The sequence below is a fragment of the Pseudomonas sp. AU11447 genome (genome assembly GCF_001672555.2).
In the GTDB taxonomy this organism is placed as follows: Bacteria; Pseudomonadota; Gammaproteobacteria; order Pseudomonadales; family Pseudomonadaceae; genus Pseudomonas; species Pseudomonas nitroreducens.
In genome coordinates this window covers 402,987-416,614 of sequence record NZ_LZDG02000017.1, presented here as the reverse complement: position 1 = coordinate 416,614, position 13,628 = coordinate 402,987, and the positions used below count along the sequence as shown (strand labels likewise).

The 13,628-nt window shown below is 67.4% G+C and carries 17 protein-coding genes; 10 read left to right on the top strand and 7 right to left on the bottom strand.

Annotated features, from left to right (window positions below; all coding sequences use genetic code 11):
- Positions 1-7 precede the first annotated feature (7 nt).
- Positions 8-196: a hypothetical protein gene (locus A6723_RS31590; RefSeq protein WP_139092876.1), complete on the bottom strand. Its 189-nt coding sequence runs from the start codon at positions 194-196 to the stop codon at positions 8-10.
- Positions 197-375: 179 nt separating this feature from the next.
- On the opposite strand from A6723_RS31590, the gene A6723_RS02550 reads away from it, so the two are divergent.
- On the top strand, positions 376-2,412 hold the full coding sequence (locus tag A6723_RS02550) for an NADPH-dependent 2,4-dienoyl-CoA reductase (RefSeq protein ID WP_054906459.1): 2,037 nt from the start codon (positions 376-378) through the stop codon (positions 2,410-2,412).
- Between the two features lie 165 nt (positions 2,413-2,577).
- Here the strand turns inward: A6723_RS02550 and A6723_RS02545 are convergent, their stop codons facing one another.
- Positions 2,578-2,979, bottom strand: a complete 402-nt coding sequence (locus A6723_RS02545; protein WP_054906524.1) for a hypothetical protein — start codon at positions 2,977-2,979, stop codon at positions 2,578-2,580.
- A 126-nt stretch (positions 2,980-3,105) separates the two neighbouring features.
- Between A6723_RS02545 and A6723_RS02540 the strand changes: the two genes are divergently transcribed.
- From A6723_RS02540 to A6723_RS02510, 7 genes are all read left to right on the top strand, one after another.
- Complete coding sequence (locus tag A6723_RS02540; RefSeq protein ID WP_024766173.1) at positions 3,106-3,555, top strand: DMT family transporter; 450 nt, start codon at positions 3,106-3,108, stop codon at positions 3,553-3,555.
- 65 nt (positions 3,556-3,620) lie between these two features.
- Positions 3,621-4,169 (top strand): isopentenyl-diphosphate Delta-isomerase, encoded by a 549-nt coding sequence (idi, locus tag A6723_RS02535; RefSeq protein ID WP_054906458.1) that lies wholly within the window; start codon positions 3,621-3,623, stop codon positions 4,167-4,169.
- Between the two features lie 116 nt (positions 4,170-4,285).
- Entirely contained in the window at positions 4,286-4,687 is a 402-nt protein-coding gene (locus tag A6723_RS02530) for a YkgJ family cysteine cluster protein (protein WP_054906457.1), read from the top strand.
- A gap of 112 nt (positions 4,688-4,799) precedes the next feature.
- Positions 4,800-6,149 carry an MATE family efflux transporter gene (locus tag A6723_RS02525; protein WP_054906456.1) on the top strand — a complete coding sequence of 450 codons (1,350 nt, stop codon included), beginning with the start codon at positions 4,800-4,802 and terminating at the stop codon, positions 6,147-6,149.
- Between the two features lie 17 nt (positions 6,150-6,166).
- Positions 6,167-7,210 carry a sensor domain-containing diguanylate cyclase gene (locus A6723_RS02520; protein ID WP_054906455.1) on the top strand — a complete coding sequence of 348 codons (1,044 nt, stop codon included), beginning with the start codon at positions 6,167-6,169 and terminating at the stop codon, positions 7,208-7,210.
- A 36-nt stretch (positions 7,211-7,246) separates the two neighbouring features.
- Positions 7,247-7,702 (top strand): DUF2214 family protein, encoded by a 456-nt coding sequence (locus A6723_RS02515; protein ID WP_054906454.1) that lies wholly within the window; start codon positions 7,247-7,249, stop codon positions 7,700-7,702.
- Positions 7,703-7,822: 120 nt separating this feature from the next.
- Positions 7,823-8,482, top strand: a complete 660-nt coding sequence (locus A6723_RS02510) for a hypothetical protein (RefSeq protein ID WP_139092875.1) — start codon at positions 7,823-7,825, stop codon at positions 8,480-8,482.
- A gap of 6 nt (positions 8,483-8,488) precedes the next feature.
- On the opposite strand, the gene A6723_RS02505 is transcribed toward A6723_RS02510, so the two are convergent.
- The 3 genes from A6723_RS02505 to A6723_RS02495 are packed head-to-tail and all read right to left on the bottom strand — an operon-like array spanning position 8,489 to position 10,588.
- Positions 8,489-9,334, bottom strand: a complete 846-nt coding sequence (locus A6723_RS02505; RefSeq protein WP_054906452.1) for an arylamine N-acetyltransferase — start codon at positions 9,332-9,334, stop codon at positions 8,489-8,491.
- 22 nt (positions 9,335-9,356) lie between these two features.
- A complete protein-coding gene (locus A6723_RS02500) occupies positions 9,357-9,851 on the bottom strand; it encodes a cupin domain-containing protein (protein WP_054906451.1) in 495 nt (164 codons plus the stop codon).
- Positions 9,848-10,588 carry an NAD(P)-dependent oxidoreductase gene (locus A6723_RS02495; RefSeq protein WP_054906450.1) on the bottom strand — a complete coding sequence of 247 codons (741 nt, stop codon included), beginning with the start codon at positions 10,586-10,588 and terminating at the stop codon, positions 9,848-9,850. Before A6723_RS02495 ends, A6723_RS02500 begins: the two co-directional genes overlap by 4 nt.
- Positions 10,589-10,771: 183 nt before the next feature.
- On the opposite strand from A6723_RS02495, the gene A6723_RS02485 reads away from it, so the two are divergent.
- Positions 10,772-11,332, top strand: coding sequence for an NADPH-dependent FMN reductase (locus A6723_RS02485; protein WP_054906448.1), 561 nt, complete (start codon positions 10,772-10,774; stop codon positions 11,330-11,332).
- Between the two features lie 156 nt (positions 11,333-11,488).
- A complete protein-coding gene (locus tag A6723_RS02480) occupies positions 11,489-12,238 on the top strand; it encodes a hypothetical protein (RefSeq protein WP_054906447.1) in 750 nt (249 codons plus the stop codon).
- Positions 12,239-12,242: 4 nt separating this feature from the next.
- On the opposite strand, the gene A6723_RS02475 is transcribed toward A6723_RS02480, so the two are convergent.
- A complete protein-coding gene (locus tag A6723_RS02475; protein ID WP_045216441.1) occupies positions 12,243-12,545 on the bottom strand; it encodes a chaperone modulator CbpM in 303 nt (100 codons plus the stop codon).
- Positions 12,542-13,510 carry a curved DNA-binding protein gene (gene cbpA / locus A6723_RS02470; protein ID WP_054906446.1) on the bottom strand — a complete coding sequence of 323 codons (969 nt, stop codon included), beginning with the start codon at positions 13,508-13,510 and terminating at the stop codon, positions 12,542-12,544. Before cbpA ends, A6723_RS02475 begins: the two co-directional genes overlap by 4 nt.
- Positions 13,511-13,628 lie beyond the last annotated feature (118 nt).

Below are 13,628 nucleotides of genomic sequence, written 5' to 3'. Positions count from 1 at the left end.
GCGTCACTCAGAACGGGCTGTCGAGTACCCCTAAATGGGCAACGGGCGGGTAGGCGCAGGAGATAGCTTCACCATCGGAACGACAGGCGGACTGCGCGCGATCCGGCTGAAGGGTTTCGTGCAGCCCGAGCAGGGCAACACCGATGAAGGCAGCGAGCAGGTAATGGCGCGCATGTCTTGTTCTTATCGCTTTCATGACGACCTCCGTCACTTCAGCCAGCGTTCGGGGCACGAAGCCCTGCCATGGGAACAAGTCTGGAACCTGTGGCCAGCCTGTCAAATCGAAACGCTTGACCGAAATGCCCGAACGAGACGGCAGCCGGGCCGTTAACCGACCCACCGCTGGCCTATTAGGGTGGCAGGACCTGACTGCCCATGAGTGCTTCCATGCCGCCCGCCGCCTCGCCTTTCCCTCACCTGCTCGCCCCGCTCGACCTGGGCGCCTTCCAGCTGCGCAACCGCGTGGTGATGGGCTCGATGCATACCGGGCTGGAAGATCGCCTGTGGGACTTCGGCAAGCTCGCCGCCTACTACCGAGAGCGGGCACGCGGCGGCGTCGGGTTGATCATTACCGGCGGCTTCGCACCCAACCGCGAAGGCTGGCTGCTGCCGCTGGGCAGCAGCCTCACCAGCAGCCTGCAGGTGCCTGCCCATCGCCGCCTGACCCAGGCGGTGCACCGCGAGGGCGGGCACATCCTCCTGCAGATCCTCCACGCCGGGCGCTACGGCTATCACCCGCTGGTGGTCTCGGCCTCGCCGCTGAAATCGCCAATCAGCTGGTTCGCCCCACGCGAGCTCTCCGAGCGCGGCATCCTGCGCACCATCGCCGCCTTCGTGCGCTGCGCGAAGCTCGCCCACGCCGCCGGCTACGACGGCGTGGAGATCATGGGCAGCGAGGGCTACCTGCTGAACCAGTTCCTCTGCCCGCGCACCAACCAGCGCGAGGACCGCTGGGGCGGCGACCTGGGCAACCGCATGCGCCTGCCGCTGGAGATCGTCCGCCGCACGCGTCGCGCGCTGGGCGAACGCTTCGTCATCAGCTACCGCCTGTCGCTGCTCGACCTGGTGGAAGGCGGCAACAGCTGGGACGAAGTCCGCACCGTTGCACGAGCCCTCGAAGGCGCGGGGATCGACCTGCTCAACACCGGCGTCGGCTGGCACGAATCGCGGGTGCCGACCATCGTCACCTCGGTGCCGCGCGCCGCCTTCGCCGACGTCACCGCACGCCTGCGCCGTGAGTTGCGCGTGCCGGTGATCGCCAGCAACCGCATCAACACGCCGGAAGTCGCCGAGCGGCTGCTCGCCGAGGGCCACGCCGACCTGGTCTCCATGGCGCGGCCGCTGCTGGCCGACCCGCAGTTCGTGGAGAAAGCTGCCGCCGGCCGCGCGGACTCGATCAACACCTGCATCGCCTGCAACCAGGCCTGCCTGGACCACGCCTTTGCCAATCGCCGCGCCAGCTGCCTGGTCAACCCGCGCGCAGCATTCGAGACCGAGTTGCGCTACCGCAAGGCACGCGTACACAAGCGCATCGCGGTGATCGGCGCGGGTCCTGCCGGGCTGTCCGCCGCCTGCGTGGCCGCCGAGCGCGGGCATCGAGTGACACTGTTCGAGGCCAGCGAGGAAATCGGCGGGCAGTTCAACCTGGCCAAGCGCGTGCCGGGCAAGGAAGAATTCCACGAGACATTGCGCTACTTCGGCGTACGCCTGCGCGAGCTGGGCGTCGACGTGCAATTGGGCCGGCGCATTACCCGCGGAGAGCTGCAGGGCGAGTACGACGAGGTGGTGGTCGCCACCGGCATTCGCCCGCGCACGCCGTCTATCCCCGGCATCGCCCACAGCAAGGTGCTCAGCTACCTCGACGTGCTGCGTGGCGCCCCGGTGGGCGAGAAGGTCGCGCTGATCGGCGCCGGCGGCATCGGCTTCGACGTAGCCAGTTTCCTGCTCACCGAACGCGAGGGGCCGCAGCCGCTCGGTGAATGGCTCGGCCAATGGGGGATCGACCTGGACAACGCCACGGCGGGCGGACTGATCGCCCCCATTGCCGCCGCACCACATCGTCAGCTCTGGCTGCTGCAGCGCAAGGCCGGGCAACCGGGCGCCGGGCTGGGCAAGACCAGCGGCTGGGTGCACCGCGCACACCTCAGGCATCACGGTGTACGAATGCTTGGCGGCGTCGAGTACCTGCGCATCGACGATGACGGCCTGCACATCCGTGTCGATGGCCAGGAGCAATGCCTGGCCGTGGACAACGTGGTGATCTGCGCTGGTCAGGAACCCCTGCTGGAACTGCCACCGACGCTGGCGGCGGAGAACCTGCGCTACCACGTCATCGGCGGCGCCAGCGTGGCGCGAGAGCTGGACGCCAAGCGGGCGATCCGCGAGGGCGCCGAACTGGCCGCGCGGTTGTAACCGCCCAGGATCGGCGCCCACCGACGTTTCCGGCGTCCTTCAACGCAGGATGGGTGGAGCGCAGCGATACCCATGCTGCTCGGGTGAAGAGTTGATGGGTATCGCTGCGCTCCACACCATCCTACTCATGCTCATCCTGCAACCAGTGGACGAGCCGGAGAGCAGTCATCCCTCCAGCAACACCTTGATCGCTCGCAAGTCCTTCTCCACCCACTGCGCGTCGCGCTCGAAGGTGGCGTCGTCCATCTGCGGCTGGCGCAGCAGGGTCAACTGCAACTCGCAGCCATCGCCGTTGGGGATCAACCGCAGCGGGATATGAATGGCCGGCGCCTGCTCGGGCAGCACGTCGTGGTCCAGCACGCCGAACCCGTTGCGCGGCGAGAAGCGCACACGCAGGGGCCCCTGGGGTGTCTGCGCCAGCCACAGGTCGCCTTCAAGCGGCGCGATGGCGCTGCACAGCCCGGAAGCCCAGTAAGGGAAGTTCTTCGGGTCGGCGAGGAAGTCGTAGGCCGCATCCCGAGGCCGCTCGATGCGGACGCTGAGGACGCGGGAAGCGCGGGTGGCCATGATCGGGACCTCCATCGGGACGGGAGCAATGCTCCGGTCTGGTGCATACTACGCGGCTACATTTCATCGTTCGATCGCAGGACAGCCCTTCGCCGCCCTGCCCGCGAACCGTTTCCGGAGTTTCCCATGCCTACGCCGCCCTGGTGGATGTTCGTCCTGCCGCTGATCGCCGGCGCCTGCCTGCCGTTGCAGGCGGGCATCAACGGTCAACTGGCCAAGCAGGTGTCCAGCGTACTGGCCGCCGCGCTGATTTCCTTCTTCGTCGGCATGCTCGGGCTGCTCGCGCTGACCCTGGCCAACCGTGAATTCCCCAGCCTCGCAGCGATGCGCGGGATGCCCTGGTGGCAGTGGTGCGGCGGTTTCCTGGGGATGTTCTTCATCTTCATCGCCGCCTTCGCCGCGCCGCGCGTCGGTGCGCTGATGTTCATGGTGCTGGTGCTCGCCGGGCAACTGGGCATGGCGCTGGCCCTGGACCACTTCGGCTGGGCCGGCTTCAAGGAAGCGCCGGTCAGCGCCATGAAGGTCGCCGGCATGGTCGCCATCGCCATCGGTATCTGGATGATCCGTCGGGGCTGAACCGCCGTCGTCTGGCCCTCATCCTTCTATGCTCAGCACGGAAAGCTTTCTCGCAGGAGAACGGCATGACCGATATCCAGGTGATCCTGGTCGACGAGCACGACCACCCGACCGGCACGATGGAGAAGCTCGAGGCGCATCGGCAGGGCCTGCGTCACCGGGCCATCTCCGTCTACCTGCTCAATCGCGCCGGCGAGCTGTTGCTGCAGCGTCGTGCGGCCGGCAAGTACCACTGCGGCGGGCTATGGAGCAACACCTGCTGCGGCCATCCCTATCCGGATGAGCTGGCCAGGCATGCTGCCGAGCGGCGGCTGCTCGAGGAAATGGGCGTGCGCGTGACGCTGCGCAAGCTGTTCGAATTCAGCTACTGCCTGGAACTGCCCGGTGGGATGACCGAGAACGAGTACGGGCATATCTTCGCCGCCATCGACGACCAACCGCCACACCCCGATCCCGACGAGGCCGACGATTTCCGCTACGTCGCCCTGGCGGACCTGGAAACCGAGATGGCCGCGCAGCCCGAGCGCTTCACGCCCTGGTTCCTGATCTGCTATCCCGCCTTCAGGCAGCACCTGCGCGAACACGGCGGACTCCAGGGCCTTTCGGCAAACTGAACCCTGCTGCTCGTCGCCACGGCGTCCCGCAGCCCAGCTGTTAGACGAAAGGCCGCGCAATTCTCCGGCGGCGCCACTATGATGCGCGCCTTCGCAACGCCCCGCCGAATGCCCCCATGAGAAAACCACCACTGATCGCCAACGCCGAACTGGACCGCCTGGAAACCTGGGCCAAGTACACCTCCGGCCTGTGCAAGGACTGCAACGCCACCTGCTGCACCATGCCGGCGGAAGTGAACGTCAACGACCTGATCCGGATCGGCGTGGTCGACGAATTCGAGCGCGACGAACCGGCGAAGAACATCGCCAAGCGCCTGCTGAAGGAAGGCGTCGTCGAGCGCTTCAACCAGAAGAGCGGCATCTTCACCCTGACCCGCACCAGCAACGGCGACTGCTACTTCCTCGACCGCAAGACCCGCCTCTGCAGCGTCTACGCCAAGCGCCCGGACACCTGCCGCAACCACCCGCAGGTCGGCCCGCGCCCTGGCTACTGCGCGTACCGCAAGAAGCCCGCCTGAGCGCCCAGGGCGCTGTCTGCTTTTCGTAGGAACGAGGGGGCGCCTAGTCCTTGCTCGCTCCGACAGTCCCTGAGGTGGCTCGCTATACTGCGGGCCTGCTCAGGAGCCCCGAATGAATTCCCTGCTCGAAGCCTGGCGGCACTCGCCGACCCACCGTCGCGTCTGGGCGCTCGCCGCGCCGATGATCCTCTCCAACGTCTCCGTGCCGCTGGTCACCCTGGTCGACAGCGCGGTGATCGGTCACCTGCCACACGCGCACCAGCTGGGCGCCGTCGCCGTCGGCGGCGGGCTCTACACGCTGCTGGTGGGAGTGCTGGGCTTCCTGCGCATGGGCACCACCGGTTTCTCCGCGCAGGCAGCTGGACGCGACGACGGTGGAGCGCTGCGGAGGATTCTCGGCCAGGGCCTGCTGCTCGCACTGGGCCTGGCGCTGCTGCTCGGCGTGCTGGCGGTGCCGCTGACGGGTCCGGCGCTGGGGCTGATGCGTCCGTCTGCCGAGCTGGATGCACTGGCTCGCGAATTCTTCCACATCCGCCTGTTCGGCCTGCCGGCAGCGCTGGCCACCTACGCGCTGGTCGGCTGGTTCCTCGGGACGCAGAATGCCCGCGCGCCACTGGCGATCCTGCTGACCACCAACGTCATCAACATCGTCCTCAGCCTCTGGTTCGTGATCGGCCTGGGCTGGGGCGTGGCCGGTGCGGCGAAGGCCTCCGTGCTCGCCGAGTGGAGTGGCGCCCTGCTCGGCCTGGCGCTGACCCGCAGGACCCTGGCGCGCTACTCCGGCCTGCCGGACTGGACTCGCCTGCGCGCCTGGGCCAGTTGGCGCCCGCTGCTGATGGTCAACCGCGACATCTTCATCCGCAGCCTGGCGCTGCAGGGCGTGTTCTTCCTGCTGACGGTGCAGGGCACGCGCCTGGGTGACGCCACGGTGGCCGCCAACGCCTTGTTGCTGAACGGGCTGATGGTCACCTCCTACGCCCTCGACGGCCTCGCCCATGCGGTGGAGGCCCTGTGCGGGCACGCCATCGGCGGCCGCGACCGCACCGCGCTGCGCCGTTCGCTGGTGGTCGCCTGCGGCTGGTCACTGATCGCCAGCCTGCTGTTCGTTGCCCTTTTCACCTTCGCCGGGCACCTGTTCATCGCCCTGCAGAGCGACATCCCCGAAGTACGCGCCACCGCCGACCAGTACCTGCCCTACCTCGCCTGCCTGCCGCTGATCGGCATGTGGAGCTATCTGCTCGACGGCCTGTTCATCGGCGCCACCCGCGCCCGCGAGATGCGCAACACCATGCTGCTCGCCTGCGCCGCCAGCCTGCCGCTGGGTATCGCGCTGCAGGGCTGGGGAAATCACGGTTTATGGCTAACCTTCCTATGCTTCATGTTGCTGCGCGGCGTGATCCTCGCCCTCTACGCCTGGAGGCTCACGCGCCAAGATGCCTGGCAGGTGCCTGCCAGCCCCTGAACCTGTGAGGAAACGCCATGCCGGCTTGTCCCATTCCCGTTGACGAACACCTGCGTCAGCAGACCCTGGATGAGATGAACCTGCTCGACACCCCGGCCGAGCACTACCTGGATACCCTGGTCCAGCTGACCCAGGATCTGGTGAAGGTCGACACAGTTCTGATCAGCCTGATCGACCAGGACCGCCAGTGGTTCAAGGCCCGCGTCGGCCTGGACGCCAACGAGACGACGCGCGACGTGTCTTTCTGCGGCTACGCGATTCTCGGCGAGGACACCCTGCTGGTACCCGACGCCACCCTCGACGCGCGCTTCGCCGACAACCCGCTGGTCCTCGGCCCGCCCTACATCCGCTTCTACGCCGGGCGCCCGCTGCGCGCCGGCAATGGTCAAGCCATCGGCACCCTGTGCATGGTCGATCCGCGCCCGCGCAGCATGACCCAGGCGCAGCAGGCCAATTTCCGCGACCTCGCCACCCTCGCCGAGGGCTACCTGCAACTGCGCACACTGATCCAGAACAACCGCGACCTGCGCGTGGAGATGGACCGCGAACAGCGCAAGGCCCTGCTCGACCCACTGACGCAGCTGTGGAACCGGGGCGGCCTGCAGACCTTCCAGGAGCGCGAATGCCGGATGGCGCGGGAAAGCCACGCGCAGCTGGGTGTGCTGTATGCCGACCTCGACTTCTTCAAGTCGATCAACGACCAGCATGGCCATGCCGCCGGTGACCAGGTGCTGTGCGAATGTGCCCGGCGCCTGCGCGCCGCGCTCCGCCCCGACGATCTGCTGGTGCGCCAGGGTGGAGAGGAGTTCGTCGCGCTGCTCAAGGTGAAGGACGGCGAGGAATTGCAGCGGGTCGCCGAACGCGTGCGCCAGTTGATCGGCAACGAGCCGGTGCCGTTGGCCAGCGGGCCGCTACCGGTGAGCCTGAGCATCGGCTGCACCCTGCTGGTCGGCGAAGAAGCCGTGGACCAGGCACTGGAACGCGCCGACGCCGCGCTTTACAGTGCCAAGCAGGCCGGACGCAACCGGGTGGTTTTCCACGCGTCATCGGCCCAAGCCTGAACCCCCAATAAGAAGGCCCCATCCGAGGAAGCCTCCATGGCCCAAGCCATTGCCGCGTACCTGCACTACCTGTCGATCTTCATCCTGTTCGCCCTGCTGGTGCTGGAGCACCAGTTGTTCCGCCTGCCGCTGGACCTGTCGCGGGCGCGCAGCCTGGTCATCGTCGACCTCGCCTACGGCGCCTGCGCTGGCCTGGTCCTGCTGACCGGCGCAGCACGCGTGGTGTGGTTCGCCAAGGGCACCGAGTACTACCTGCACAACAGCATCTTCCACGCCAAGATCGGCCTGTTCGTGCTGGTGGCGCTGCTGTCGATCCTGCCGACCATGACCTTCCTCAACTGGCGCAACGAGCTCAAGGCCGGGCGCGTACCGGTGCCCAGCGAGCGCCAGGCGAAGCTGGTGATCATGACCATCCGCATCGAGCTGCTCGCGCTGCTGGTCCTGCCGCTGCTGGCGAGCCTGATGGCGCGCGGTTTCGGGATGATCGGTTGAGCCGCCGATAGCGCCGCCTTGACTGCCAATTTCCTACAACCAATCGAGACCAGTCCGATTCAGGCGCCGTTCTGATCGGTGGATGCTCCTGTGCAGTTGCAACTGCTGCAGGCCCCTTGCATGTTCCGTCCGCTTCTCACGCTCGTCCGGCGCGTTTCATCACCGGCACTCATCCTGCTTGCCACCGCCCTGGGCGGCTGCGCCAGTGACGAATTCACCCTGGAGGCCGACCTGCCCGGTGACTTCCAATTGGCAGGCGATGCCGAGTACACCCAGTCCGCCGGCGACAGCTGCCAGGGTGCGACGGGACATAACCTCAGGCACCGCCTGTTCAACACGCCGGGGCATGCAGCGCGGCCGCAGCGCGTGAGCTTCCAGGTGCCGCTGAGCACTCGGGCGGAGGGTTGCGACCTCCAGCTCAGCCGCATACGGATCCAGCTCGACGGCGAATCCACCGTCCACCCCAATGACGCCGTGCAGCCGGACCTGGCCTTCGCCATCCTGACATTCCGCGAGCAGCTGCCGGCGAGCGTCTGGGAACCGCCGAGCAAGGGGGCAATCATCTTCGACGGCCAATGTCGCTGGCTGCTCCCACCGACAGGGGCCGGCACCGCCGTCGAGCGGCGACTGCAATGCAGCGCCTCGGACCTGCAAGGCCGCTGGTTCGACGCCACGCCGGGCGGTACGCTGCGGCGCAGTGACCTGGCGGGGCGTACCGTGCGCCTGACCATCGGTTCTGCACCCGATGTGCCCGCCACCGTCACCGCCTCCGGTCAATAACCCCTCTCAGCTGTTCGGCGGCAACAACTGCGCCAGCCGCATGCGCAGGGCCTCGATCTCTCCCGGCGCGGGCTGCAGGTGGAAACGCTGGCGCAAGACTTCCAGCAGGTCATCCGCGCCAGCGATACTGGACTGCTCGACATCACCTTCCGCTGTCCGCCGGCTGAACTGCCCGTTGAGCAGCGACAACCGCGCCCCCTCTTCGCTCAGCGCGACCCGCAGGGAGTTGCGGAACACGCTCTGCGGGTAGGTCGAGGTGTACCAGTTGCGCATGGCGTAATCGGCCCAGTGCTGCGCCTCCAGAGTGAAGCGGTAAAGCGTCTGCCAACCGGATGCAGAGCGCGTCGCCATTTCCAACTCTCCATCCGCGCTGCGGCTGATGCGCCAGCCACCGGGCAGCTCCTCATCCACGCGTAACGGCAGGGCGCGCGGCGACGCAGGGCCGCCAAAGCCGATATCCACCAGATGGGCGCCTTCCTCCAGGTCGACTCGCAGCAGCAGGTGGGTCTGCGGCGTCAGCGGCGCATCCGCCGGAAGCCCCCAGCGCACCCTCGCCACCAGCAGCGTCACCCGGTAATCCAGGCTGCTCAGCAGGCGGGCGAACAGGCTGTTGAGCTCGAAGCAGTAGCCGCCGCGATGGCGCTCGACGACTTTCTCGAACACCGCGTCCGGCTCGATCCGTACCGGCTTGTCCAGCAGGACGTCGAGGTTCTCGAAGGGCAACCGGTGCAGTGCTGCAACGATCAGCCGGTCGAGATTTCCCAGGTTCGGGGCGGGACGCTCCGGCGGCAGGCCGAGGCGCGCCAGGGTGGCATCGAGTTGAGCAGCGTCGAAGGGGGTGAGCGGGGTCATGCGAGTCTCCTTTCGCGAAGCATCAAGGTGTGCTCCGGGCAGCGGGTTCGGGAATCACCAGCGGCCCGCAATTCTCTTCGCTGACGATCACCGCCAGCAGCCGCGCGGGTTCGCTGGCGCTGGGGTTCTCGGCGAAGAGGTGCAGCTCGCGGCTGGGCTCGAACCAGGTTTCCCCCGGTCCGTAAGTCTGCGCCGGCAGGCCCTGCATCTGCGAGCGGACCTGGCCGCTGAGCACGATGGCAGTCACCGCGCCGGGATGGCGGTGAGCGGGCGTGAAGCCCCCGGGCGGGAAATCCACCTGCAACGTGGTGACGACCTTGCCGGGCATGTCCGCCAGGGGCTCGCAGGAAAGGCGCTTCACCTGCGTAGCCGGCCGCACGTCGGCGGAGTGCCCGACATGGCTTTCGGTAAGAAGCACCACGGGGCGCGATACGGGATGCCAGAGCAATGCACCCGCCGCAACGGCTGCCGCCAGCGCCAACCCGATACGCCATTCGCGGCCCGCGACCAGGCTCATGCCGAGGCCCCCGCCAGGCGGAAGCCCGGCTGCCAACCAAGCCGATGGCGGGCCTTGGCAGAGCTGACCTCGACGTCCTGCTCGGCGATGTTGTAGACGCCATGGGCGCCCCACTCCAGCGCCAGCAGCGCGGCACGAGCCGCGTCATCGACATGCACGGACAAACGCGGATCAGCCGTTTCGGCTCCTGTTCCAGGGCCATAGAGCCGGCCGTAGCGCAGCACGATACCTTCCATCGGTTGGGCGCCGAGCACGGCATTTTCCAGCGCTGCCACGCCGCCAACACTGATGGCGCGCGGGCCTTCGGCGTCAAGGTCCAGCGCTTGCTCCTCGTGCAATGGCCGCTCGCCGGCCTGGTAGGCCCAGGCAATGCTCTGCGCGACCATGCGCTCGACGCCGGCGGCACGCGCAGCCGCCACCAGGTTGGCAGTGCCCTCGCGGCGAACGCGGGCATTGCGCGGCTGGGCAGCGGGCATCTGCGCCGGATCGAGACCGGCCGGCAGGTCGGTCAGTTGATGGATCACCCAGCGCGGCGCGAACGCCTGCACGGCGTCCCGCAGACCGTCACCATCAAAGACATCCAGCACCAGCGCCCGAGCGCCGGCAGCCTCGATGCGAGCGGCACGCTCCGGCGAGCGGCTGATCGCCAGCACCTCGTAGCCACGCTCCAGCAACAAGGGCAGCAGGCGCTGGCCGATGGCACCGCTGGCGCCGGCGAAAAACACTTTCATGCACATGGTGGACCTCGACTCGGGCATTCAGGACATGGCCCACTCTAAGGACGCCATGCCCCACTCCACAGAGCCAAGATCATCAAGAATGACTGGGACATACCGGCGGCTCGTTGACCCAGGTCCGGGCAGGACCGCCGGCATCGTCTATAACAAACGGCTCAACTACCGCTTTCCCGAGGAGTCGTCATGAGCCAAGTCTTCGATGTTGCCGTGGTCGTCGGCAGCCTGCGCAAGGAATCCCTGAACCGCAAGATCGCCAAGGCCTTCGCCGCCCTGGCGCCGGCCAACCTGAAGCTGGAAATCGTGGAGATCGGCGACCTGCCGCTGTACAACGAAGAGATCGACGTGGGCAGCCCGCCCGCCAGCTACACCGCCTTCCGCGAGCGCATCGCCCGCGCCGACGCGGTGCTTTTCGTCACCCCCGAGTACAACCGCTCGGTGCCGGGCGTGCTGAAGAACGCCATCGACGTCGGCTCCCGGCCGTACGGCAAGAGCGCCTGGAACGCCAAGCCCTGCGCCGTGGTCAGCGCCTCTCCGGGCGCCATCGGCGGCTTTGGCGCCAACCACCACCTGCGCCAGTCACTGGTATTCCTCAACATGCCGGTGCTGCAGCAACCCGAGGCCTACCTGGGCGGCGCCGGTGGCTTCTTCGACGAAGCCGGCAAGCTGTCCGAGAAGACCCAGCCCTTCCTGCAGAGCATCATCGACGCCTTCGCCGGCTGGATCGAACAGAACCAGCCGCGCTGATCGTTCACGGCGCCGGCTCCTGCCGGCGCCCTCTCCCGCCAATCTGTGCAACCGGTCGCAGGCTTCCAGGCGAGGCCCCGATAACAGCCATTTCAACTGGCTGCCCCCTGCCCCGCGCGCCATGGTTCAAGGCCGATTCCCATGCCTTGACCGATCATGTCGCTGCGCCTCATCGCCCTCAGTGTCTTCGCCCTGCTCGCTGCCTGCAGCTCTGCGCCGGTGGACAAAGACGTCCGCGGCGAGGATTTCAGCTCCGGCCAGTTACTGCAGAGCGACGCCAACCGGGCCGCCAACCTGGCCATGCGTGACAACCTGGAAAGCCTGTCGCTGCTATTGGACAAGCTCTACAAGCGCAACCCACGGGAATGGAGGAAGACCGGCGCCGCCAGCCGCGACGAGGCACACAAGGCGGTGATGGACGCCATCAGCGGGAACAGGCCACTGGCCGGGCTGAACGAGCAGAAATCCGTCGCCGTGCTACCCCTGGCTTTCGACGCCAGCTTCGCGGGTGACCGCGCCGGCACCCTTATCTACGGGCTGGGCAGCATGCTGATGGAACTCTACGGCGGCACCACGACCCAGCACCTGCTCAGCGGGCTGGATTCGCAGAAGACCGCCAATGCCGCCTGGAACATCGAGGTGGCCGCCTGGTTGCTGGCCAGCCGCGAAGACGACCAGGGGCAGCCCCTGCTGCTATCGAACGAGATCAGCGAAAAGGGGCGCAACCTGTCCTTCGAGCGCGAGCTCGGCCGCATGATGGGCCGCCTGGAGCTGCTGGCACAGATGACCAATGAAAGCCTGCGGCGCAGCGGCATCAACTATGTGCAAGGCATCCTCGCCGCGCCGATCATCGGCCTGGTGCAGTTCATCCCGCTGGATGCCGCCACGGCAGCGGCATCGCAATAGCGGCCTAGTCCTCCAGCAGGCGCGCGAGGCGCTGGCGCAGGTAACGGTTTTCCGCGCGCAGTTCGTCCACCTCGTCCAGCAGGCGCAGCGCCAGAGCGATGCCCGGCCAGTCCAGTTCGAACTCGCGGCGCAGGCGCACGGCACGGCGCACCACGCTGACTGCCTGGTAATCGAAGAGCCAATGCCCGGCGCGTTGTTCGCGCGGCTCCACAATGCCCACCTCGACGATCTCGACGAGCACGTCGCGGGGGAGGTTCACCGACTGGCAGAGCTCGTCGAGGTCCACCACCATCACTGTCGTCGTCATGCGCGTTTACCCCATTCGGCACGGGGGTCGAAGGCCGCCTTGGCAGCCAGTTCTTCCCAGAGTTTACGGGTCGCTTCGTCCGCCGTTTTCGGCATCACCACCTTGAGCACGGCGTAGAGATCACCGGCGGCGGCATCGCCCTTGTTCGGCAGGCCCTTGCCCTTGATGCGCAGGCGCTGGCCGGCCTGGCTGTTGGCCGGGATGCCGAGGTTGATCCGGCCGCCGAGGGTGGGCACTTCCACCTTGGCGCCGAGCGCCGCTTCCCAGGGCGCCACCGGGACGGTGACGATGAGGTCGCGGCCATCGACGTCGAACACCGGGTGCGGTACGAGGCGAATCACCAGGTACAGGTCGCCCGCCGGCCCGCCGTTGATGCCTGGCGCGCCCTGCCCCTTGAGGCGGATGCGTTCGCCGTCGGCGGTGCCCACGGGGATCTTCACGCTCAGCGTCTTGTTCTGCGGTGGCAGCTTGCGACCGTACTCGTCATAGCTGGGCAGGCTGAAGCTGATTGGCCGGCTCTCGCCGGACAGGGTCTCCTCGAGGAACAGCGGCACTTCCATCTCGATGTCCTGGCCACGGTGCTGACGCGGTTGGCGAGCGCCACCGAAACCGCCTTGGGCGCCGCCTGCGCGGCCGCCGAAGATCTGCTCGAAGAAGTCGCTGAAGTCCTGCTCGTGCCCTGGCGGCGGGCCATCGAAGCCGCCACGCGGCTGCCAGCCGGGTGGCGCCTCGAATTGCGGCCCCTGCGGGCCGTAGCGGCGCAGTTCGTCGTACTCGGCGCGCTTTTCCGGGCTCTTCAGCACTTCGTAGGCCTCGGAGACCTCCTTGAAGTGCGTCTCGGCGTCCGGCTCCTTGCTGACGTCCGGATGGTACTTGCGCGCGAGCTTGCGGTAGGCGGTCTTGATCGCCTTCTCGTCGGCGTCGGGTTCAACCCCGAGCGCCGCGTAATAGTCCTTGAATTCCATCGGTAGCGGTCACTCCTCACATGCGTTGGACCTGTCGGCGCCTGGGACACGGGGGATTCGCGCGGGCAGCCGAAGCCGCTGCGCGCACTGCGAGGCGAACAGGTGGAAAAAGCGGGTT

Coding starts and splice junctions, on each gene's coding strand:
- A6723_RS31590 (WP_139092876.1), bottom strand. CDS start 196: ATGAAAGCGATAAGAACAAGACATGCGCGCCATTACCTGCTCGCTGCC.
- A6723_RS02550 (WP_054906459.1), top strand. CDS start 376: ATGAGTGCTTCCATGCCGCCCGCCGCCTCGCCTTTCCCTCACCTGCTC.
- A6723_RS02545 (WP_054906524.1), bottom strand. CDS start 2,979: ATGGCCACCCGCGCTTCCCGCGTCCTCAGCGTCCGCATCGAGCGGCCT.
- A6723_RS02540 (WP_024766173.1), top strand. CDS start 3,106: ATGCCTACGCCGCCCTGGTGGATGTTCGTCCTGCCGCTGATCGCCGGC.
- idi (WP_054906458.1), top strand. CDS start 3,621: ATGACCGATATCCAGGTGATCCTGGTCGACGAGCACGACCACCCGACC.
- A6723_RS02530 (WP_054906457.1), top strand. CDS start 4,286: ATGAGAAAACCACCACTGATCGCCAACGCCGAACTGGACCGCCTGGAA.
- A6723_RS02525 (WP_054906456.1), top strand. CDS start 4,800: ATGAATTCCCTGCTCGAAGCCTGGCGGCACTCGCCGACCCACCGTCGC.
- A6723_RS02520 (WP_054906455.1), top strand. CDS start 6,167: ATGCCGGCTTGTCCCATTCCCGTTGACGAACACCTGCGTCAGCAGACC.
- A6723_RS02515 (WP_054906454.1), top strand. CDS start 7,247: ATGGCCCAAGCCATTGCCGCGTACCTGCACTACCTGTCGATCTTCATC.
- A6723_RS02510 (WP_139092875.1), top strand. CDS start 7,823: ATGTTCCGTCCGCTTCTCACGCTCGTCCGGCGCGTTTCATCACCGGCA.
- A6723_RS02505 (WP_054906452.1), bottom strand. CDS start 9,334: ATGACCCCGCTCACCCCCTTCGACGCTGCTCAACTCGATGCCACCCTG.
- A6723_RS02500 (WP_054906451.1), bottom strand. CDS start 9,851: ATGAGCCTGGTCGCGGGCCGCGAATGGCGTATCGGGTTGGCGCTGGCG.
- A6723_RS02495 (WP_054906450.1), bottom strand. CDS start 10,588: ATGTGCATGAAAGTGTTTTTCGCCGGCGCCAGCGGTGCCATCGGCCAG.
- A6723_RS02485 (WP_054906448.1), top strand. CDS start 10,772: ATGAGCCAAGTCTTCGATGTTGCCGTGGTCGTCGGCAGCCTGCGCAAG.
- A6723_RS02480 (WP_054906447.1), top strand. CDS start 11,489: ATGTCGCTGCGCCTCATCGCCCTCAGTGTCTTCGCCCTGCTCGCTGCC.
- A6723_RS02475 (WP_045216441.1), bottom strand. CDS start 12,545: ATGACGACGACAGTGATGGTGGTGGACCTCGACGAGCTCTGCCAGTCG.
- cbpA (WP_054906446.1), bottom strand. CDS start 13,510: ATGGAATTCAAGGACTATTACGCGGCGCTCGGGGTTGAACCCGACGCC.